The following is a 21245-nucleotide window of genomic DNA, read 5'->3' as shown; positions in this document are numbered from 1 at the left end:
ATCCGGTCGGACGCCTAATCCTGCCGCCGAACGGATTCCGCACACACTCACCCGTACACGGCAGGAGCGGGGGACCCACAGGCAGTACCGCCTGTTCCGGTCTCCGGAACAGGCTTGGGGTCAAGTCGCGCCTCGGCGCGGCCGGACATCTCCAGTCCGCACCCGACAGCTCACCTCGCAGGCGCCGGAGAGGAATTCACCATGCCCGCGAAGGGTAAGCACCGCCGTCCGAAGCCCCAGCGCTTCACCCGCTCGATAGCCGTCGCCGGAACCGGGGGTGCCGCACTCGCCCTCCCGCTCATGGGGGCCACCGGTGCCCACGCCGCCACCTCGCAGTCGGTGTCGGAAAAGGCCGTTCAGTCGCTTCCGGTGACGCAGAAGGCCGTTGAGAAGACCGCCGAAAAGGCGGCCGCGAAGAAGAAGGCCGCGACCGTGCGCACCTATTCGGTGCGGACCGGTGACTATCTCTCGAAGATCGCCGACGAGCAGAACGTCACCGGCGGCTGGAAGAAGCTATACGCCGACAACCGCCAGGCGGTCGGCGACGACCCCTCGCTCATCCACCCCGGTCTCAAGCTCTCGATCGGCAAGAGGAGCGTGACGAGCACGGCGAAGACCGGCTCCTCCGCCTCCTCTTCCTCGGCCTCCTCGAAGGCCGAGAAGTCCGCGTCGAAGTCGTCGAACGCGACGGCCGCCACCCAGAGCTCCGACACCACCGGCTCCAGCGGCTACACCCTGCCGGTGACGGGTGCCACCATCGGTACCGGTTACCGCGTGGCGGGCGCCATGTGGTCCAGCGGTTACCACACCGGCGTCGACTTCGTCGTCCCGACCGGAACCTCGCTGAAGGCCGTGGCCGCGGGCACGGTCGTCTCCGCCGGCTGGGGCGGCGCCTACGGCAACCAGGTCGTCATCAAGCTGAACGACGGTTACTACGCCCAGTACGCCCACCTGTCCCAGCTCTCCGTCTCGGCCGGCCAGACCGTGACCGAGGGTCAGCAGATCGGCCTCTCCGGCGCGACCGGCAACGTCACCGGCCCGCACCTGCACTTCGAGATCCGCACCACGCCGGACTACGGCTCGGACGTGGACCCGGTCTCCTACCTCCGCTCGAAGGGCGTCGCCGTCGGCTGACGCCCCCCTGTGCCACCGAAGGCCGGACCCCGATCCCCGGGTCCGGCCTTCGGTGTTCCCTGCTGAGTGTCCTTGCGCGTTCATGATCACTTCATTGCGGTCGTGTGGCAGACGTGCTCGGAGCGTCGACAGGTGAGGGAGGGTGGGGACAGAGTGAACTCCGTAGCTGTGCAAGCGCTTTCTAAGGCCTTCGGAGGTCACAGTGTCCGGCGTCGACCGACGCACCGTGTTCAAGGGCGCCGCAGCTGCGGCAGCCCTCACCCAGTTCTCCTGGGCCGTGTCCCACGCCGCCACAGCGGCGGACGGCGACGCCACCGAACTCCACTGGCTGGAGGGTTCGGCCCCCGACGTCCACGCCGGTGCCACCTGGGGCGTGCCCTGGGCGCGTGGCACCCACCGCCCGGAGCAGCCGTTCCGGCTCGCGACCTCCGGCGGCGACGAGGTCCCGGTCCAGAGCTGGGTCACCGGCTACTGGCCAGACGGTTCGGTGAAGTGGACCGCGCACGCGATAGCGCCCGACGCGCCGAAGGCCGACCGTTACGTACTGAGCGCGGGCAGCCCGGCCGCCCCCGGGCACCGCGTCGAGGTGGGCCGGAGAGGCGGCCGTATCGAGGTGTCGACCGGCGTGATCACCGCCGTCTTCGAGACCAAGGGCTCCGACACCGTCGTGCGCAGCATCAGGCGCGGTACGACCGAGATCGCCAGGGACGGGCGGCTGGTCGCCCTGCGGCAGAAGTCCGTGCGTGAGGGCACGGACCTCGACGGTTTCGCGGGCCGGATCGAGAAGATCGCAGTCGAGCAGGAGGGGCCCGTCCGTGCCGTGATCCGGGTCGAGGGCCGGCACCGGCACGGCGGCCGGGCCTGGCTGCCCTTCGTGCTGCGGTTCGCGTTCTCCGCCGGCGCGGAATCCTTCCGCCTGGTGCACACCTTCGTCTGGGACGGCGAGCAGCGGCCCGGGTCCGACCAGGGGGACTTCCTGCGCGGGCTCGGTGTCCGCTTCACCGTGCCGCTGAGCGACCAGCCGTACGACCGCCATGTGCGGTTCGCCGACTCGGGCGGCGGACTGTTCAGCGAGGCCGTCCAGGGCGTCACCGGGCTGCGCCGCGACCCGGGCGCCGCGGTGCGGGCCGCGCAGATCGCGGGCGAGAGACTGCCGGACACCGCCACCTGGGACACCCGGGTGGCGAGCCGGCTGGCGTACATCCCGCGGTGGGGCGACTACACGCTGACCCAGCCGACCGCCGACGGCTACCACGTGCGCAAGCGGACGAAGGCCGGGTACGGCTGGATCACGGCCGCGGCCGGACAGCGCGCGGGCGGCTTCGGATACGTCGGCGGCGCGAGCGGCGGACTCTCCTTCGGCCTCAGGGACTTCTGGCAGCGCCACCCCACCCAGCTGGACGTCCGCGGTGCGGCCTCCGACGCCGCCGAGGTCACCCTCTGGCTCTACTCGCCCGAGGCCCAGCCCCTCGACCTGCGCTTCTACCACGACGGCCTCGGTCAGGACACCTACGAGGAGCAGTCCGACGGCGGTCTGGAGATCACGTACGAGGACTACGAGCCCGGTTTCGGCACCCCGTACGGCATCGCCCGGACCAGTGAACTGACCTTCTGGGCCCTGGAGAAGACCCCCTCCGCCGCCGCTCTGGCGGCTCAGGCGAAGGCGGTGGCCGCTCCTCCACTGCTGGCGGCCTCGCCCCAACGGCTGCGCTCCGCAGGCGTGTTCGGCGACTGGACGCCCGTGGACCGCTCCTCGAAAGCCCGCGCGGCGATCGAGGACCACCTCGACGACCTGTTCGCCTACTACCGCGACCAGCGCGAGGAGCGCCGCTGGTACGGCTTCCTCGACTACGGCGACGTCCAGCACACCTACGACAACGACCGGCACGTCTGGCGCTACGACGTCGGCGGATTCGCCTGGGACAACTCCGAGTTGGGCACCGACCTCTGGCTCTGGTACCACTTCCTGCGCACCGGCTCCGCCGAGGCGTTCCGGTTCGCGGAGGCGATGACCCGGCACACCGGTGAGGTCGACGTCTACCACCTGGGCAAGTGGGCGGGCCTCGGCACCCGCCACGGCGTGCAGCACTGGGCGGACAGCGCCAAGCAGGTCCGCATCTCCACGGCCGCCAACCGCCGCTTCTTCTACTTCCTCACAGGCGACGAACGCACCGGCGACCTGCTGAGCGAACTCGTCGACGTGGAGCTGACGTTCCTGGAGGTGGACCCGCAACGCAAGGTCCGCACCGACGGTTACGAGCCCGGCGACCGGCACGCCCTGTCGGTGGGCTTCGGCACCGACTGGGGCGGGGTGTCGGCGGCCTGGCTCACGGAATGGGAGCGGGGCGGCCCGGGCGCGGCCGAGGCGAAGGCGAAACTCGTCAACTCCCTGCGGACGATCGCCGCTCAGCCCAACGGCTTCTTCACGGGAACGGGTCTCCTCGACGCCGACACCGGCAAGTTCGCCGTGACGACCGACACGGCCGTCAACGTCTCGCATCTCAGCGCCGTCTTCGGGCTCGTCGAGACCAACAGCGAGATCGTCTCGCTGCTGGGCGACGAGGAACCGGAGTTCCGCGCGGCCTGGCTGAACTACGCGCAGTACTACAACGCCACCGACGCCCAGAAGAAGCAACTCACCGGCTCCACCTGGAAGTCGGCCCTGCCCGCCGCGCACTCGCGCATCACCGCGTACGCGGCTCAGCGCAAGAACGATCCGGCTCTCGCCACGCGCGCGTGGAACGAGTTCTTCACCGGTAACGACACCTACTTCCCGTCCAACGACTGGAACCCCGTCACGATCAAGACCCCGGCGGTCCTGCGGACCACGAAGGAGATCCCCTGGATCTCCACCAACTCCTCCGCCCAGTGGGCCCTCGCCGCGATCCAGAACCTGGCCCTGATCGGAGACCGGATCCCATCATGAGACGCACACTCCTGACCGCGGCGACCCTGGTCGGGCTGCTCGTCGGCGCGGTGCCACCCGCCGTCGCCTCCGGTGGCGACAACGTCGTGCGTCCCGACGACGGCCGTATCGCCTACGAGGGCCACTGGGGCCGGACCGCCGAGGCGGCCGTCACCGTCAACTCCGGTTCCAGGCTGCGCTTCCGCTTCACCGGCCCGGCCGTCCACGCCCTCTTCGACGTCTCGTCGATCACCGTGCCCGCGCAGATCTACGTGTCGGTCGACGGCGGCCCCAAGGAGGTGTACGCCGTCGGCCGGCCCGACCTGGAGATCAGGGCGGCCGGCCGTGGTCCCCACTCCGTCGAGATCTCCGTCAAGGATGTCTTCTCGCGGGCGAACCGGTGGATCCCGCCACTGGAGACCGGGGTGGTGCTGACCGGCATCCGTGGCCATCTGCTGTCTCAACATCGTGTGCAGAAAACTCAGTTGGCGTTCTACGGCGACTCGATCACCCAAGGCGTCATGGCCCTGTGCGACGTGAACACCTCCGACTGCGCGGACGGTACGGCCGCCTACCCCACCCTGGTCGCCGACGCCCTGCACGCCTCACTCACCCAGGTCGGGTTCGGGCGGCAGGGCGTGATCCGGACCGGCAACGGGGGAGTGCCCGCGGCGGCGGACGCCTACGGGTGGAACTACGCCGGTTCCAGGGCGGATTCGGACCGCCGGGCCGACGCGATCGTGGTGAACCAGGGCACCAACGACGCCGCGTCCGGGTCGGCCGAGTTCAAGGCCGCCTACCGTGCGCTTCTGACCCGGCTCCGGGCCGCCGCGCCGCACGCCCGCATTCTCGCCCTGCGCCCCTTCGACGGCACCCATGCAGTCGACATCGCGGCTGTCGTCGCCGAACTCGCCGATCCGCGCATCGAGTTCGTCGACACGACCGGCTGGCTCGACGCGGCGCAGGGCGACTTCAACGGCACCGTCCACCCGAGCGCCCAGGGCCACCGCAAGGCGGCCGAGCGACTGATCGACCTCATCTCGAAGAAGCCCGTGACCACCACCCCGGAAGGAACAGTCTCCAGTGACGACCACGCGTAGAGCCTTCGGAGCCCTCGCCGCCGGTGCCGCCCTGGCCGCCCTCGCCCCCGCGGCCACCGCGAACGCCTCGCCCCGCCACCGCCGTCTCATCGCCCACGACGACTTCCGCCACGGCCTCGGCCAGTGGGCCGTCGAACTGGAGCAGGGCGGCAGCGTCACCGCGAAGCGCGGGACCCTGGAGGTCGACGTACCCGCGGGCGCGACCATCTGGTTCAGGAAGCGGCTCGAAGGCCCGTACGTCATCGAGTACACCGCCACCCCCGTCTCCGCGGGCGGGGTCAACGACCGGGTCTCCGACCTCAACAACTTCTGGAACGCCGTCGACGTCCGCTCCCCGGACGACCTCTTCGCCACCCACAGGGGCGGGACGCTCGCCGAGTACGACTACCTGAAGACGTACTACTCCGGCTACGGCGCGAACTACAACACCACGACCCGGCTGCGCCGTTACGTCGGAGAGGCCGGAGTGCGGCCGCTGATCTACGACTACACCGAGCCGCTGCTCGTCGCCAACCGGCCGAACCGGGTGCGGATCGTCTCCGACGGTGCCACGGTGCAGTGGTGGAACAACGGGCGGCTCGTCTTCGACTACACCGACCCGGAGCCCTACACGAGCGGCCACTTCGCGTTCCGGACCACCTGGAGCCATTTCCGGATCAACGACTTCCGGGTGTGGCGGTCGCATCATGAACATTCCTGATGAGCGACCTATTCCAGGTTTGGCGAACACTTTAGAAGTGGCTTATCTCACCGCCCGTCAAGTGCTTCCTACGGTCGCGTAGGTCACATTCGAAGGTGAATCATGAACTGTTGTGGCAGACGATTCGAAGAATGACAGCAGATCAGTGATCGGGTCGTACGTGGCGCTGGGGGACAGCTTCACCGAGGGCGTCGGCGACCCCGGCCCCGACGGGGCGTTCGTCGGCTGGGCCGACCGGTTCGCGGTACTTCTCGCGGACCGGCGGCCCGAAGGCGACTTCAGGTACAGCAATCTCGCCGTGCGCGGGAAGCTGCTCGACCAGATCGTCGAGGACCAGCTTCCGCAGGCCGTGGAACTGGCACCGGACCTGGTGTCGTTCTGCGCGGGCGGCAACGACATCATCCGGCCCGGCACCGACCCCGACGAGGTCGCCGAGCGCTTCGAGCGGGCGATCGCCCGGCTCACCGCGGCGTGCGGCACCGTCATGGTGACGACCGGCTTCGACACCCGTGGCGTGCCCGTGCTCAAGCATCTGCGCGGCAAGATCGCCACGTACAACGGGCATGTGCGGGCCGTCGCCGACCGCTACGGCTGCCCGGTCCTCGACCTGTGGTCCCTGAAGACCGTCCAGGACCGACGGGCCTGGGACGGCGACCGGTTGCACCTCTCTCCGGAGGGCCACACGCGTGTGGCGCTTCGCGCGGGTCAGGTGCTGGGGCTGGAGGTGCCCGCGGACCCGGACCAGGCGTGGCCGCCGCTGCCGCCGCGGGGATCGCTGGATGTCCGGCGGGACGACGTGCACTGGGCGCGCGACTACCTGGTGCCGTGGATCGGACGCCGGCTTCGGGGGGAGTCCTCCGGGGACCATGTGACGGCCAAGGGTGTGCTGTCGCCGGACGACATCAAGACCCGGATCGCTTCGGTGGCCTGAGGACACGCGGGGACTGCGGCCGGACGCGGCTACGACGTCGGCGCCGCCTCCAGGCCCAGTTCCCGGGCCAGCGCCTCGTCCACCCACTTCTGGGCCCGGCTGCGGGGCACCGCCCCCGCGTAGGACGTCAGTTGGACCGCCAGCCCGTCCAGGAGAGCGGTGAGGCGCAGAGCCGTGGCCTCGGGGTCGGGGCAGTGGAACTCGCCTGCGGCGACGCCCTCGGCGATCACCTCTGCGAGCGCCGCCTTCCAGCGCCTGTCGAGGTCCCTGGTGACCTCCTGCAGTGCCGGTTCGCGCAGCGCCACCGCCCAGCCCTCGATCCACAGACGCCAGCCCTTGGCCTGGCCCGTCGGGGCGTACCAGCGTACGGCCGCCCGCAGCCGGCGCAGTGCGCTGGTGCGGCGGCCCAGCAGCTTGCGCAGATGGGCCAGGTCCTCCTCGGCGGCATAGGTGAACGCGGCGGCGACCAGCTTCTCCTTGGTCGAGAAGTGATAGAGCACCAGGGCGTTGCTCACTCCGAGCGCCGAGGCCACATCGGCGATCCTGACGGCCGCCACGCCCCGCGCCTCGATCTGCTCCATGGCGGCCCGCAGCAGCTCCTCGCGCCGCTCGGCGACCGTCAACCTCACTCTTGCCACAAGGTCACCCTATTCCGTCACCGAGAGTGGCACCGCTCGGCGGCGGACGAGGTCAGCGGTACCGGCCGAACCGCTCCGCGATCACCGGCAACCGGTCCGCGACCAGCGCGTGGGCCGCGGCGCGCGGTGAGGTGCCGTCCGCCTCCGCGCGGGCCAGCAGCTGCTCGACGAGGGCCCGCATGGAACGCCGTACGTGCGCGAACGCCTCGTCCGCGTCGGCGCCGATGTCACCGAACAGGGTCCACCACCACCAGGCGTTCGTCGCGGAGTTGACGACCACGTCCGGCAGTACGGTGACCCCGCGCGCGGCCAGCAGCGTCTCCGCGGCGGGCAGGACCGGCATGTTGGCCGCCTCGACGATCCAACGTGCCCGGATCCGCGCCTGGTTGGCGGAGTCGATCGTGTACGAGACCGCCGCGGGGACCAGTACCTCCGCGTCGAGTGACAGCCAGGCCTCGCCGGGCAGTTCGCGGTCGGTGGGACGCAGGGCCGCGCGGTCCACGGTGCCGTAGGGGTCCCTGGCGGCGAGCAGCGTCTCGACGTCGAGTCCCGAGGGGTTGAAGACCGTGCCCTTGATGTCGGCGACGGCCACCACGGTGAGCCCCGCGCGCGTGAGGAAGCGCGCGGTGGCGCCGCCCATGGTGCCGAGGCCCTGTACGGCCACGCGCGTGCCCTCGTACGGCACTCCGGCCCGGTCCAGGGCCGCCAGCAGCGACTCGGCCACCCCGCAGCCGCCCGCCAGTTCGCCCAGCCCGATGCCGTCCACCTCGACGGCGAACGCGTCCGCGAGCCGCTGCCGGGCCGTGGCCTCGTCGTCGAGCAGGGGGTAGACCGCCTGGATCGAGGAGACGAGGCCGGTCTCCGCGGCCGCCCGTTCCACCAGGTCCTGGCTGAGACCGAGGTCCTCGCCGGTCGTCCAGAAGCTCTCGATGTACGGCCGCACGGCGCGCAGGTAGCGCACGAGGACGCCGTACGCCTCGGGGTCGCGGGGGTCGCAGTCGATGCCGCCCTTCGCGCCGCCCAGCGGGACGTAACGGGCCTCGGGGTCGTAGTGCAGCGCCTCTTTCATGGTCATGCCACGGGCGAGCCCGGTGACCTCCTCCAGCGTGCAGCCCGGGCGCATCCGCAGACCGCCGCTGGCGACGCCCCGCACCAGCCGGTCGACCACGAGGAAGCCCTGGCGCCCGGAGACGTGGTCGGTCCAGGTCAGCGACAGCAAGGGGATGGTCACGCGGGCTCCGGGGGTGGACGGGCGGCTACTGAACGGGGGGTCAGTATTGGCATCGGCGTGCGCCCTGTCAACGTGATCCGCTCCTGCGGCGTCCTTACCTGTGTGAACCCGTGTGGCTCCGTGTGGACCCGTGACCGGACAGACCCCGGCATTGTCGGAGGGGCGGACCATAATGGATGCCTCAGCAATTCCATCTGGAGGTACCGTGACCGGTTTCCGTTCCCTGAGCTCCGGGCTCCGCGCGCTGCAGCCCGCGGCCTTCGGCGCGGATCCGAGCGGTGAGCGCATGGCGCGTATCCGCAGATCCCCCCACTTCAAGGACGGTGTCTTCCAGAACCCCGGTGGGACCCCCGCGCGGATCCGGCCCGACGGGCTGCTGGATTTCGCCAAGGTCTTCTTCGATGGCGACAGCCGGCCCCGCAGGGCCCCCGAAGGCCGGATCCCGGTGCACGCAACGACTCTCGCCGACCTCTCCAAGCCGCCCGTCACCGGGCTGCGGCTCACCTGGATGGGACACGCCAGCGTGCTCGCGGAGATCGACGGGCGGCGGGTGCTGTTCGACCCGGTATGGGGTGAGCGGTGCTCCCCGTTCCCCTTCGCCGGGCCCAAGCGGCTGCACCCCGTGCCGCTCCCGCTCGCCGCGCTCGGGCCGGTCGACGTGGTCGTCATCTCCCACGATCACTACGACCATCTGGACATGCCGTCGATCAAGGAACTGGCCGGGACGGACACCGTCTTCGCCGTGCCGCTCGGGGTGGGAGCCCATCTCGAACACTGGGGGGTCCCCGCGGACAGGGTGCGTGAGCTGGACTGGCACGAGTCGACCCGGGTCGCCGGACTGACGCTCACCGCCACACCGGCACGGCACTTCTGCGGCCGGGGCCTGCGGAACACCCAGCACACGCTGTGGGCGTCCTGGGTCGTCTCCAGCGGGGAGCACCGGGTGTATCACAGCGGTGACACCGGGTATTTCGACGGGTTCAAGGACATCGGTGCGTCCTTCGGGCCCTTCGACGCCACGATGATCCAGCTCGGCGCCTACTCCGAGTTCTGGCCGGACATCCACATGACGCCCGAAGAGGCCCTGCGGTCTCACCTGGATCTTCAGGGCGGGGACGCGGCGCAGGGGGTGCTGTTGCCGATCCACTGGGGGACGTTCAATCTCGCGCACCATCCTTGGGTCGAGCCCGCGGAGCAGACGATGTTGCTGTCCCACAAGGCCGGGGTCGCCATGGCCACGCCTCGACCGGGGGAGCCGTTCGAGCCGGGGGCGGTGCCGGCGGTCGATCCCTGGTGGCGGGGAGTGGCGAAGGTGCCGGCCGGCGGGTGGGACGCCCTGCCGACGGTGGCGGAGGAGGCGGAGGCTGTGGTCGAGCACTGACTTCGTTCTGCGGGTGCGGGTGCGGGTGCGGGTGCGGGAGTGGGAGTGGCCCGGCGGGGTGGGTTCTGGAGCGCCGCCCATGCCGGGCCTAGCGGTCCTGCCGGTCCGCGGGTGCTTGACCGGGTGGGTCTGCGGTCGGCGCGCAGGCGGGGTGCGCGCCGTGGATGCCGTGGTGTCGGGTTCGGTGGTGGACGGTCTGTCGGTCGTGGACGGTCGGTCGGGGGTGGCGGTGTCCTGGCGGGAGGTGCCGCCTAGTCCGTGTCGGGGGGTGGGGCGGCCTCGGCGGTCGGATTGCGCGGGGCCCTGAATTGTCGGGCCGCCCGGTCTGTGGGTGCTGCTCGACGGTGCGTGAACTCTTCGGCTCCGAGAGGCACTTGCCCGGGTCGCGGGGGCGCGTAGGTCACCGCTGGGCGTCAGCTGGGGTGTTGCTCCCGAGTGGGCGAGTGGCGGGTGCGGTCCGGGCCGAATAGTGCTGCCGCCGCTGCCGGTGGCTGCGTGTACCCCCCCCGTGGCCGTCGATGACGGAACGCGGTGCTTTGCTGGGCCCTCCATGCGCAGAACGTCAGTTCGTGACCGGTGGGCGACTTCGTCATGCGATCTCCCCGGCTGCGTGATGTCGCGTGGACGGACGCGTCGATTGTCCTCGCCGGAGCGGGAGTCGTGCCGTGGCTTGGTTACGACGAGGTCCGACACGCTCAGTGACATTCGGGAAGGCTCGGGCCAACGCTTCGAGCGGTCATTCATGGGCCTGTCGTGTTGCCGTATGTGCGGAAGCGACTGGCTGAACGAGCGGGACGCCTGGACGTCCGGTACTCCCGTCGCTTGTTCATGACCGCTTCTGACCAGGCCTGATCGGTATTCACTCGTTCGAGGGTGCCTGTCCGGTCGGCTTGTCGGTCTGTCGTGCGAAGCCTCATACCAGAGTGGGAAGCGCTTCGAGGGACTTTGTCAACTGCCCACCGCACATGATGCGTTGGCGACTACTGTGAGTGTCCGCCGGGCAACAGAGGGCCGAAGATTTCGGTTCTTCCGACCGGCACCGCAATGACGTACGCCCCACGCCCACGGCGCGGAGCCGCGAACCGGAGGAGGGAGTCGACGCCATGGGACCTCCTCCTGCCCGACCGCGGCCGGGAACCCGGCGGCGCCGGTGACCGACGATCACGCCGAGGCGGAACCCGCCCGGCACGGACGCAGCCGACAGCCCGCGGCAGCGCACGCCGGAGCCCGCAGGGCCGGGCACGTCAGCCCGGCCCCCTCCGGCCATCAGGACCGACGGACGAGTACAAGGACACCGATGTCTCACCTCCGTGCACCGGCCGCACGAGCAGACCGCCGCGAGGGCGGGCGACACGGGCGGCCGGTCGCCCGCCCCGCCACCTCGCTGCCGGAGACGCACATACGGCCGCAACTGCTGCGCCTGGCCGTGCTCCCACCGGTCGCGGTCGCCCTCAGCGGCTGCGCGGCCGTCCTGTTCACCGTTCGCTCCACGGGGGCCCAGCCCGGCCTCATCCTGTGGGGTGTCCTGGCCGGCGCGTTCTCGGTGGCGCTCGCGGGCATCCTGATCGCCGCCGTGGCCGCCGACCGCGCCGCCAGGACGGTGAGCGACCGCGTGGGCGCACTGCGCCGCAGCAGCGCGCGCCGCGAGGTCGATCTGCGGGCACTCGTCGAAGGGCTGCGGCGCGGAGAGGTCCCGCCGGGGCGCAGCCCGCGCAGCGGTCCGCCCGACGACGCCGACGACTTCGACCTGCTCTCCGCCGACCTGGCCCGGGCCCACGACGGGGCCGTCACCGCCGTCGTCCAGGCCGCCCAGCTCTCCAGCCAGGCCGGCAGCGAACAGAAGCTGGAGGTCTTCGTCAACCTCGCGCGGCGGCTTCAGTCGCTGGTGCACCGGGAGATCTCCATCCTCGACGAGCTGGAGAACGAGATCGAGGACCCCGATCTCCTCAAGGGCCTCTTCCACGTCGACCATCTCGCCACCCGGATCCGCCGCCACGCCGAGAACCTCGCCGTCCTCGGCGGTGCCGTCTCGCGTCGGCAGTGGAGCAACCCCGTCTCGATGACGGAGGTACTGCGCTCCGCCATCGCCGAGGTCGAGCAGTACTCGCGGGTCAAACTCGTGCCCCCGATCGACGGCACCCTGCGCGGGCACGCCGTTGCCGACGTCATCCACCTGCTGGCCGAACTCGTCGAGAACGCCACGGTGTTCTCGGCGCCGCACACCCAAGTGCTGCTGCGCGCCAACCTCGTGACCTCCGGGCTCGCCGTCGAGGTCGAGGACCGCGGACTCGGCATGCCCGTCGGCGAACAGCACCGGATGAACGCGCTGCTGACGGACCCGGATCAGGTCAACGTCGCCAGCCTGCTCGCGGACGGCCGTATCGGACTGTTCGTGGTCTCCCAGCTCGCCAAGCGGCACGGCATCCATGTCCGGCTCCAGACCAACATCTACGGCGGGGTGCAGGCGGTCCTCGTCGTGCCGCAGGCGTTGCTCGGATCGGCGCCGGGGGCGGTCGGGGCGCAACTGCCGGACGCTGCCGGGACGACCGGGACGACCGTACCCGCAACGCGCCCGGGACAGCCCGGGGCCGGCCATGAGGCACGGCACCGGGGGGCACCCGCGGAGACGCGTCCCGGGGCCGATCCGAACCGGCGCGAGTCCAGGGGTGCGGGGCCGGCCCTCATCGGCAGCGCGGCGCCGCCGGCGCAGGGCGCCGGGGCCTCGGCCAGCGGGCCGGGGGCGGTGTCCAACGGCAGCGTGCCCCCGAGGAACGGAAGTGGGCGCGGGCCGGGTGGCGCCGGTCGTGCGCCGGTCGAGGGCGGACGCGGGTCCGGGCGCGTCGGTGCGTCGGCGAACGGCATCGGGGACCTGCTGGACGGCGATGCGGCTGTCTCACATGGCGGTGGGCGCGAGGCTGCCGGCAGTGATTCACCGCCGAGCACCAGTGAGCCTCTCGTGAACGGTGGTTCGGGGGCGGCGAGTGGTGGCGGTGGCGCGCCGAACGGTAGTGGGGCGCGTTCCGGGCGTCCCCTGCCGCTGCCCGTACGCGGGGCCCGTGCGGAGCGGCCCAATCCCGCCGAGGCCATGCCCGGGATCAGGCCCGACGACCGGCGGCTGGTCGCGGAGCACCGGACCACGCCGCCCACCCCGCGCACCGGGACCGTGCGCGGCACCATGGGCAAGCCCCAACTGCCCCGGCGCCGCGCCCAGGAACACATCGCGCCCCAACTGCGCGGGGGGCCTGCGCCCAGGCAGGACACCGAGTACCTGGCCGACCACGACCCGGGGCTGATGGCGGCCTTCCAGCGCGGCATCAGCCTCGCCGAGACACAGCAGCAACTGGAGCCGACCTCCGGCGAACCGGCCACGCCCATGGTGCCCATGGTGTCGTCACGAGGGGTGCCGCACCTTACAGACGCTGACCATACGGGTCCGTCACCTATGGCCTCCGGCTACATTGACCCGCTGGCGCAGGGCTCGGCCCCTATGGCGTCCGGACACATGGACTCCTCGGCTCTGGGCTCGGCTGCCCATACGGCGTCCGCCCACATGGACCCAATGCAGATGGACCCAATGCACATGGACCCCATCCGCCTGGACTCCGCACACATGGGGTCCACCCACCCGGACCCCACGACCTCTGGTCCGGCGCACACGGATACGACCTACATGGGCAGCGGCGCCGCAGGCGCGACCACAGGGACAGGCCGTACCCACACCGGCCGCCCGGACGCCGGACGTACGGAGACCAGCCCTACGGACACCGGCTCCCTGTCCTTCGGGCTCTTGGAGTCCCGCCCCGCCCCGTCGCCGAAACCCTCCGCCTCCTTCGACTTCGACCTCGACGCGAGCCACACAGAGCCCACACCCACGACCGAGTCCTCCGCCATAGATGCCACCCCCATGGAGCGGCCCCACATATCCGAGGTGCACGGTCTCGACCTCGACCGCACCACCCCCCGGCACGACGGGAGCGCACCCGCCGGATGACCACCCCCGCGTACACCCCACCCCCCAGCGCTCCCGCAGACCTTCGTACCTCAAGGAGTCGATCCACCATGGCGAGCGAAGCGCCGACCGGCCATGTATCCGATCTCGACTGGCTGATGAGCGGCCTCGTGCAGCGCGTCCCGCACACCAGCAGCGCGGTCCTCCTGTCCTGCGACGGGCTCGTGAAGTCGGTCCACGGCCTCGATGCGGACAGCGCCGACCACATGGCTGCCCTGGCCGCCGGCCTCTACTCCCTCGGCCGCAGCGCGGGCATTCGTTTCGGCGACGGCGGAGACGTACGCCAGGTCGTCGTCGAACTCGACTCGACGCTGCTGTTCGTGACGACCGCGGGGTCCGGCACCTGCCTTGCCGTGCTCGCCGGCCGCGAGGCCGACGCGGCGGTGCTCGGCTACGAGATGGCGATGCTCGTCAAGAGCGTCCGCCCCTACCTGGTGACCGCGCCCCGGCAGCACGCCGTCGATTCCCCGGCGATGAGGCCTTGAGCGTGGCGGCGGCCGGCGACGGGCCCTGGCTCGACGATGCGGCAGGGCGGCTGGTGCGGCCCTTCACGGTCAGCAACGGCCGCACCCGGCCCACCATCGCGCTCGACCTTCTGTCGCACGTGATGGCCACCGGTGCCACCCCCCTCGGCTACCTCGGCCCCGAGCACGCGCAGGCGCTCGACATGTGTCGCGCGCCTGTCTCGGTCGCCGAGCTCGCCGCCCATCTCAAGCTGCCGGCGGTGGTCACCAAGGTGCTGCTGTCCGACCTGGTGGATTGCGGGGCGCTGACCACCAAGCCCCCCGAGTTCACCCACAACCCGACTGACCGGGCTCTTCTGGAGGCAGTGCTCGATGGACTACGACGACAACTCTGACCCGTTCCCCACCGCACTCAAGATCCTTGTGGCGGGCGGGTTCGGAGTCGGCAAGACGACCTTCGTGGGAGCGGTCAGCGAGATCGCCCCCCTCAGCACGGAGGAACTGCTCACCACGGTCAGCGCCGCGACCGACAGTCTCGACGGTATCGAGAACAAGGTCGAGACGACGGTGGCCATGGACTTCGGGCGTATCACCCTCGACCCGGAACACGTCCTGTACCTGTTCGGCACGCCCGGACAGGAGCGGTTCTGGTTCATGTGGGACGAGCTCTCCGAGGGCGCGCTCGGCGCGGTGATCCTCGCCGACACCCGCAGACTGGAGGACTGTTTCGCGGCGGTGGACTTCTTCGAGCAACGCGGCCTCGGGTTCATCGTCGCGATCAACGAGTTCGACGGGGGGTACCGCTACGACCCGGAGGAGGTCCGCGCCGCGATCGACCTTTCGCCGGAGATCCCCGTCGTGCGCTGTGACGCCCGGATCTCGAGTTCCGGCGTGCAGACCCTGCTCACCCTTGTACGACATCTCATCGCCCACAGCCCGGCACCCGCGCCGAGCCATGGCGCCCACATGTGACCCCCGCACACACCGCCTCGGAGCCGCATATGACCGACGTCCACAGTGACGGAATCCGCCCATGAGCTATGACCCACCGCGCCCGGCCGGTCGTCTGCTGCTCACCCCGGAGGACAAGGAGGCCCCGGACCGGGAGCGACGGCTGCGCCTGCTGGGACTGGGGGAGCATCCGGAACCCGCGCTCGACGCCTTCGCCGGGCGGCTCGCCGAGCACGCGGGCGCGCCGTACGCGATGGTCAACTTCGTCGGTGAGCAACGCCAGTTCTTTGCCGGTCTGCGGATCCCTGCGGCGAGGCCTCTGGCGGACAGTGGGGAGCCCAAGCCGGAGGTGGGCCGCTATATGGAGCGCGACCATGGGTTCTGCCCCCATGTGGTCGTCCGCCGCAAGGCGCTGGCTCTGGAGGACGTCCGTGACTACCCACGGTTCGCGGGCAACCCGGTCGTCGACGAGTTCGGCATCCGTTCCTATCTGGGCGCACCGCTCATCGACTCCACGGGGATGGTCCTCGGCACGGTGTGCGTGGCGGACGTGGAGCCGCGGACCTGGGGGAGGCCCGGTCTGGAGACCATCAAGTCCTCGGCGGCGGAACTCGTGGCACGACTGGAGCGGGGGGAGGCCGACGGGCTCCCGCTGTGAACGTCCCGTACGCTCTACGGCCCGCCCGCGTCGGCGCGCCGCCTGTCGTGGCCAGGTCCACGCGCTGCGGGCCTGGTCTCCGTTCCGCATGCCGCCTGCGCCGACGCGATGCGGCCCACGTCCGCGTCCTTGCGCCGCAGGCTGCGCCGCGTTTACGCGACGCCGGTCGCGCCCCACGTGGACGTGCGGCCTGCCACGCTCGCATCCGCGCGCCGAAGCCCGCACCCGCGCGCCGCAGGCCGCACCCGCGCCCACGCGCCGTCGGCTGTGCCCGCGTCGGTTCGCCGTCGGCCATGTCTGGACCCGTGCCTGCTGACCATGACGGCGTCCATGCGCCACTCACCACGCCCGTGTCCACGCCCGCGTCCACGCGCCGTCCGCCGTGCCTGCGGCGGTGCGACGCGTTTCGGTCCCGCGACCGTGCGACGCAGACCACGCCCGCGTTCACGTACCGCCCGCCGTGCCTGCGGCCATGCGACGCGTTCCGGCCCTGCCTCCATCCGCCACTGACCACGCCCGCGTTCACGCGACGCAGACCACGGCCGCGTTCACGTACCGCCCGCCGTGCCTGGGGCCATGCGACGCGTCCTGCCCCCGCCCCCTTGTCCGCGCCGACGCACCCGGCTCACCCGCCCGTCACACGCCTCCCCGCCAGAGGTTGTCGAACGCGGCGCTCTCGATCGCCCGGCGTTGGCGTACCGCCTCCAGTTCCATCACGGCGTCTCCGACGGCGGCCAGCACGGTCGTGATCGCCTCGCCGATGCGGTCCTCGCCGAACTCCGGCCCCTTGTCGTCGACGCCGGCGGCTGCGGCCAGGGCGGCGAGGACGGGCTCGCCCGAGGTCCGGCGTTCTGCGGCGCCGGTGCGGGCGGGTGAGTCGACCGGTACCGTCCGTCCCGCCCTGGGCGGGAACCGGCGGCCGTGCTCTCGGGTGACCAGTCCGGTCTTCTCCAGGTCGTCGACGTAGGCGGCGGAGAGCTCGCGGCCCCGGCGCCACAGCCAGTCCTCGACCGTCTCGTAGGGTTCCCGCCGGATGAGCGTGGCGGCGGCATCGTCCAGTAGCCGGTCTCCCGTGGCCGTCTGTGGGCCCGGCACGATCCGGTCGCCGTCCAGGGTGAGTGCCTCGGCCTCGACGAGGTCGATGACCTCGGCCCCCGCGAGCGCGAGCGACAGGTCGCCCTGCTCCACGGAACGGTCGGGCGGCACATCCAGAGCGACGATCGCGAGGTCCCGTGCGGTGGTCATGAGCGGCTCCACGTCAGTCGGCCGAGTGCGGGGCGAGGGCGCCGGGCCCGAGGTGCGTGGGCCGGGCGTCCTTGGTCGATTGTCTCCGCGATCCGCCCGCCGTGACCATGTGATGGGGGAATCCGATCCGGAGGACGACGGTCGCCGCGGCCGAGGCGAGCACCATGAGGGCGGCCAGGGACAGCGCCGAGCGGTAGCCGTCGTGGAGCAGCGGCGCCACGGCCGGCGGGCCGAGGAGCTGGCCGACGGAGTACCCGGCGGTCAGCAGCGCGACGGAGCGCGGGAAGCGCAGCTGGTTTCCGGTGGCCAGGGCGAGGGTGCAGATCCCGAGGAAGGTGGCGCCGAACAGCACCGCGGAGACCAGTGCGGCCACCACGCCGCCGACCAGGGCGGGCAGGGCGATGCCCGCCGCCTGGATCAGCAGGGCGGCCGACAGCAGACCGGGACGCGACCAGCGGCGCGCCAGCCGGGCCCACAACGCCGTCGACGGTACGGCGGCCAGCCCCACGAGCACCCACGCGGCGGCGCCGACCCGGCCGGGGGAGTGCTGCTCGATCGCGACGACCAGGAAGGTCCCGGCGACGATGTACCCGGCGCCCTCCAGGGCGTAGGCGACCAACAGCGTCCAGAACCAGCGGTGGGTACGCTCACCTGCCCTCGCGGCGGGACCGGAGGTGGCTTCCTGCGGCCGTAGCGTCCACGCACCGGCGGTGAGCAGCGCGGCCAGTGCCGCCGACGCCCACCACGCGGCCCGCCAGTCGGACGCCGTGCCCGGCACGAGGACCAGCAGACCGGACAGCGCGATCCCGGCGCCCACGCCGCCGAAGGCCCAACCGGACAGATGCGGCAGGTGAGTTCGCGGATGCTGCAGGAGCGAACCGGCCGCGACGACGAACACCAGGGCGCTGGCCACGCCGGCCACCAGCCGCAGGGCCGCCCACACCGTCGTGCTGTGGGTGAGGGGCATCCCCGCGAGGGTCGCGGTGAGCACGATCAGCGAGCCGCGCAGGACGGTGCGCGAGCGGACCAGGGCCGGGACGAGGATGCCCGCGAGCGCTCCGAGGAGGTAGCCGGCGTAGTTGGCGGTGGCCAGATCGGCCCCGGCGGCGGCGGAGAGCCCGGCGCGGGTCTGCATGAGGGGCAGGATCGGGGTGTAGACGAAGCGGCCGACGCCCATGCCCGCGGCGAGCGCGGCGGCGGCCCGGGCCACGTGCGCCCACGGCGACGGAGTGCTCATCGGGCGGGATCGTTGGGATGGGGCTCCAGCGGGGTGACCGTGAGGGTCATCCACGGGCGCAGCGGCAGCGTGCCGAGCACCTTCTCGTGAAGCTCCTCCTCGTCCGCGGCCCGCCACAGACCGATGCTGCGCAGCTCGCCGACAGGACGCCACAGACGGGCCAGGTGCCCCGCGTCGGCCAGCTCCGCGGCCCGGACGGCCTCGGCGGCGCGCCGGCGGTCGACCTCGTCCTGTCCGGTGCCCTCGGGGACGGTGGTGGTGATCTCGACCAGGAACTCCCGCATGATGTCCTCCACTCGGACAGCGCATCCGCTGATGCCCTCATCCTGGACCCGTCACCAGCGCCGATGCCACGACCGGTTGCCTCGCTGCTGAGAGGCGCAGCCTCGCAGCCCGTAGCATGGCGGGCGTGGAGCTGCGCCAGTTGCGGTACTTCGTCGCGGTCGCCGAGGAGCTGAACTTCGGCCGGGCCGCCGAGCGGCTGCTCATCGCGGGCCCCTCGCTCTCCCAGCAGATCAAGGCGCTCGAACGCGACCTGGGCGTGCGGCTGTTCGACCGGGACCGGCGCTCGGTCTCCCTCACCCCGGCCGGTGCCGCCCTGCTCCCGCACACCCGCGCCCTGTTGGAGCGCGCCGACGACCTGCGGCTCCGCGCGAGCCGGCTGTCCGGGTCGCAGGCGGTACGCGTCGGATACGTCAACTGGCTGCCACCGGACCTGACATCGCGAACAGCGGCGGTGGCGCAGGTGCATGTCGACGCATGGGTCGCGCCCTCGCACACCCAGGCCGCCCGGGTCGCCGACGGAAGCCTGGACCTGGCCGTGTGCTGGGTACGGACCGAGGATCTGAAACGGCTCGCTCTGCGGGCCGAACTCATCGGTGCGGACCGGCTCTTCGCCGTGGCCAAGGGCGCCGACACCGGTGACGTCCGGGCCCGCGACACCGATGTCCTGATCGACGACGACGTCACCGCCTGGGCGTCCTGGAACGAGTACGCCGAAGAAGCGGCGCGGGCCACCGGATCCCGTGCCGTGCCGATCTCCGACGGCGGTGTCACCGGACCTGCCTTCTTCGACCACGTCCGCCGCAGCAGCCGCCCGGTTCTCAACTGCCCCAAAGGGCAGACCACTTCGCTCCCTCCGGATCTGGTCCGCCGCGAGGTCGTCGCGCCGAGGATCTACTGGACCTGGTCCCTGGTCCGCCGTGAGAGCGAGGACCGGGCCGGGGTCCTCGCGGTCGTCGACGCCCTCCGTGACGCTGTGGGTGACCTGGGGATCCACGCCCCGGACGCCTGGCTGCCCGAGGACGACCCGCACGCCCTGGCGGACTGACCCCGCCCGACTGCCCCGCGACCACGGCAACGATCACCAGGACCGATCCGCGCCGCGTGCCCCGGATGCGGAAAGCGCGCTCCGCCAACCGCCACCGCACCCCACCGGACCCCGCCCGGGACGTACCGACACCTCGCCGCTCGTCCCGTGTGAAGCCCAGCTGTGGCTGCGCTTAAGAAATCCTCGATGGACCCGGACGGGTTCGTACGGCAGATTGCTGAGCGATTCCACCCCTCACCCGGCCGCGGGCTGCTTCCGGCATGCCCGCGGCCCGGGATCGCACCGACAGGAGCCGTCGCGTGAAGGCGCTGGTCAAGGAGAAGGCGGAGCCCGGGCTGTGGCTCACGGACGTCCCGGAGCCGTCCGTCAGGCCCGGTGACGTGCTGATCAGGGTGCTGCGCACCGGCATCTGCGGAACCGACCTGCACATCCGGTCGTGGGACGGCTGGGCACGGCGGACGATCAGCGCCCCGCTCGTCCTCGGGCACGAGTTCGTCGGCGGGGTCGTGGAGACCGGGCGCGACGTCACGGAGATCGGCATCGGCGACCGGGTGAGCGGCGAGGGGCACCTCGTGTGCGGGAAGTGCCGCAACTGTCTCGCCGGGCGACGGCACCTGTGCCGGGCCACGGTCGGGCTGGGCGTCGGCCGGGACGGGGCCTTCGCGGAGTACGTCGCCCTGCCCGCCGCCAACGTGTGGGTGCACCGGGTTCCCGTGGAGCTCGACGTCGCCGCGATCTTCGACCCGTTCGGCAACGCCGTGCACACCGCGCTGTCCTTCCCGCTGGTCGGGGAGGACGTGCTGATCACCGGTGCGGGGCCGATCGGCCTGATGGCGGCGGCCGTCGCACGGCACGCGGGTGCCCGCAACGTCGTGATCACCGACGTCAGCGAGGAGCGCCTGGAGCTGGCCCGCAAGGTCGGTGTGAGTCTCGCGCTGAATGTGTCGGAGACTCGGATCGCGGACGGGCAAAGGGAGTTGGGGCTGCGGGAGGGCTTCGACATCGGCCTGGAGATGTCCGGGCGGCCCGAGGCCCTGCGCGACATGATCGCCAACATGACGCACGGCGGCCGGATCGCGATGCTCGGTCTGCCGGCGGAGGAGTTCCCGGTCGACTGGGCCCGGATCGTCACCTCGATGATCACCCTCAAGGGCATCTACGGCCGGGAGATGTTCGAGACCTGGTATGCCATGTCGGTCCTCCTGGAGGGCGGCCTCGACCTCGCTCCCGTGATCACGGGACGCTATGACCACCGCGACTTCGAGGCGGCGTTCGCGGATGCCGCGAGTGGCCGCGGCGGCAAGGTCATTCTCGACTGGACCCACTGAACC

General features: G+C 71.5%; 18 protein-coding genes and 1 riboswitch. Of the genes, 13 read left to right on the top strand and 5 right to left on the bottom strand.

From position 1 onward, the window contains the following. Positions 1–34: 34 nt before the first annotated feature. Positions 35–199: riboswitch (cyclic di-AMP (ydaO/yuaA leader) on the top strand. Between the two features lie 2 nt (positions 200–201). From ACZ48Z_RS11355 to ACZ48Z_RS11335, 5 genes are all read left to right on the top strand, one after another. Next, positions 202–1134, top strand: a complete 933-nt coding sequence (locus tag ACZ48Z_RS11355) for a M23 family metallopeptidase (protein ID WP_468735574.1) — start codon at positions 202–204, stop codon at positions 1132–1134. Positions 1135–1336: 202 nt separating this feature from the next. Then, positions 1337–4060: an exo-rhamnogalacturonan lyase family protein gene (locus tag ACZ48Z_RS11350; RefSeq protein WP_468735573.1), complete on the top strand. Its 2724-nt coding sequence runs from the start codon at positions 1337–1339 to the stop codon at positions 4058–4060. Continuing rightward, positions 4057–5139: a GDSL-type esterase/lipase family protein gene (locus ACZ48Z_RS11345; RefSeq protein WP_468735572.1), complete on the top strand. Its 1083-nt coding sequence runs from the start codon at positions 4057–4059 to the stop codon at positions 5137–5139. Before ACZ48Z_RS11350 ends, ACZ48Z_RS11345 begins: the two co-directional genes overlap by 4 nt. Beyond that, positions 5123–5839 (top strand): DUF6250 domain-containing protein, encoded by a 717-nt coding sequence (locus ACZ48Z_RS11340; protein WP_468735571.1) that lies wholly within the window; start codon positions 5123–5125, stop codon positions 5837–5839. The genes ACZ48Z_RS11345 and ACZ48Z_RS11340 overlap by 17 nt, the downstream gene beginning before the upstream one ends. Before the next feature lie 145 nt (positions 5840–5984). Beyond that, positions 5985–6770, top strand: coding sequence for an SGNH/GDSL hydrolase family protein (locus ACZ48Z_RS11335; protein ID WP_468735570.1), 786 nt, complete (start codon positions 5985–5987; stop codon positions 6768–6770). Between the two features lie 29 nt (positions 6771–6799). On the opposite strand, the gene ACZ48Z_RS11330 is transcribed toward ACZ48Z_RS11335, so the two are convergent. Both ACZ48Z_RS11330 and ACZ48Z_RS11325 read right to left on the bottom strand, forming a co-directional pair. Continuing rightward, positions 6800–7408: a TetR/AcrR family transcriptional regulator gene (locus ACZ48Z_RS11330; protein WP_468735569.1), complete on the bottom strand. Its 609-nt coding sequence runs from the start codon at positions 7406–7408 to the stop codon at positions 6800–6802. Between the two features lie 52 nt (positions 7409–7460). Further along, positions 7461–8639 carry a glutamate dehydrogenase gene (locus ACZ48Z_RS11325; RefSeq protein WP_468735568.1) on the bottom strand — a complete coding sequence of 393 codons (1179 nt, stop codon included), beginning with the start codon at positions 8637–8639 and terminating at the stop codon, positions 7461–7463. A 205-nt stretch (positions 8640–8844) separates the two neighbouring features. Between ACZ48Z_RS11325 and ACZ48Z_RS11320 the strand changes: the two genes are divergently transcribed. The 6 genes from ACZ48Z_RS11320 to ACZ48Z_RS11295 all read left to right on the top strand — a co-directional run bounded on the left by ACZ48Z_RS11320 (position 8845) and on the right by ACZ48Z_RS11295 (position 16102). Next, positions 8845–10020 carry an MBL fold metallo-hydrolase gene (locus ACZ48Z_RS11320; RefSeq protein ID WP_468735567.1) on the top strand — a complete coding sequence of 392 codons (1176 nt, stop codon included), beginning with the start codon at positions 8845–8847 and terminating at the stop codon, positions 10018–10020. 1297 nt (positions 10021–11317) lie between these two features. Then, the gene (locus tag ACZ48Z_RS11315) at positions 11318–14011 is read left to right on the top strand and encodes a sensor histidine kinase (RefSeq protein WP_468735566.1); all 2694 of its coding nucleotides are present in this window, start codon (positions 11318–11320) and stop codon (positions 14009–14011) included. Positions 14012–14079: 68 nt separating this feature from the next. Further along, positions 14080–14514, top strand: coding sequence for a roadblock/LC7 domain-containing protein (locus ACZ48Z_RS11310; RefSeq protein WP_468735565.1), 435 nt, complete (start codon positions 14080–14082; stop codon positions 14512–14514). A 2-nt stretch (positions 14515–14516) separates the two neighbouring features. Continuing rightward, complete coding sequence (locus tag ACZ48Z_RS11305; protein WP_328753474.1) at positions 14517–14888, top strand: DUF742 domain-containing protein; 372 nt, start codon at positions 14517–14519, stop codon at positions 14886–14888. Then, positions 14866–15465: a GTP-binding protein gene (locus tag ACZ48Z_RS11300; protein WP_328752020.1), complete on the top strand. Its 600-nt coding sequence runs from the start codon at positions 14866–14868 to the stop codon at positions 15463–15465. The genes ACZ48Z_RS11305 and ACZ48Z_RS11300 overlap by 23 nt, the downstream gene beginning before the upstream one ends. 61 nt (positions 15466–15526) lie before the next feature. Then, a complete protein-coding gene (locus ACZ48Z_RS11295) occupies positions 15527–16102 on the top strand; it encodes a GAF domain-containing protein (RefSeq protein ID WP_468735564.1) in 576 nt (191 codons plus the stop codon). 636 nt (positions 16103–16738) lie between these two features. On the opposite strand, the gene ACZ48Z_RS11290 is transcribed toward ACZ48Z_RS11295, so the two are convergent. From ACZ48Z_RS11290 to ACZ48Z_RS11280, 3 genes are read right to left on the bottom strand one after another with little or no spacing between them, the layout of a single operon-like run. Further along, complete coding sequence (locus ACZ48Z_RS11290; RefSeq protein WP_468735563.1) at positions 16739–17347, bottom strand: GOLPH3/VPS74 family protein; 609 nt, start codon at positions 17345–17347, stop codon at positions 16739–16741. Positions 17348–17360: 13 nt separating this feature from the next. Continuing rightward, positions 17361–18584: a YbfB/YjiJ family MFS transporter gene (locus tag ACZ48Z_RS11285; RefSeq protein ID WP_468735562.1), complete on the bottom strand. Its 1224-nt coding sequence runs from the start codon at positions 18582–18584 to the stop codon at positions 17361–17363. Beyond that, a complete protein-coding gene (locus ACZ48Z_RS11280; RefSeq protein ID WP_468735561.1) occupies positions 18581–18868 on the bottom strand; it encodes a muconolactone Delta-isomerase family protein in 288 nt (95 codons plus the stop codon). Before ACZ48Z_RS11280 ends, ACZ48Z_RS11285 begins: the two co-directional genes overlap by 4 nt. Positions 18869–18984: 116 nt before the next feature. On the opposite strand from ACZ48Z_RS11280, the gene ACZ48Z_RS11275 reads away from it, so the two are divergent. Together ACZ48Z_RS11275 and tdh are read left to right on the top strand one after the other, a co-directional pair. Continuing rightward, complete coding sequence (locus ACZ48Z_RS11275; protein ID WP_468735560.1) at positions 18985–19914, top strand: LysR family transcriptional regulator; 930 nt, start codon at positions 18985–18987, stop codon at positions 19912–19914. Between the two features lie 299 nt (positions 19915–20213). Beyond that, the gene (gene tdh / locus ACZ48Z_RS11270) at positions 20214–21242 is read left to right on the top strand and encodes an L-threonine 3-dehydrogenase (protein WP_468735559.1); all 1029 of its coding nucleotides are present in this window, start codon (positions 20214–20216) and stop codon (positions 21240–21242) included. The last annotated feature ends 3 nt before the right edge of the window (positions 21243–21245 follow it).

This window comes from Streptomyces sp. NPDC031225, from assembly GCF_055570355.1.
Note: the sequence above shows the minus strand (reverse complement) of the source record. Positions and strands in the feature narration are given on the sequence as shown.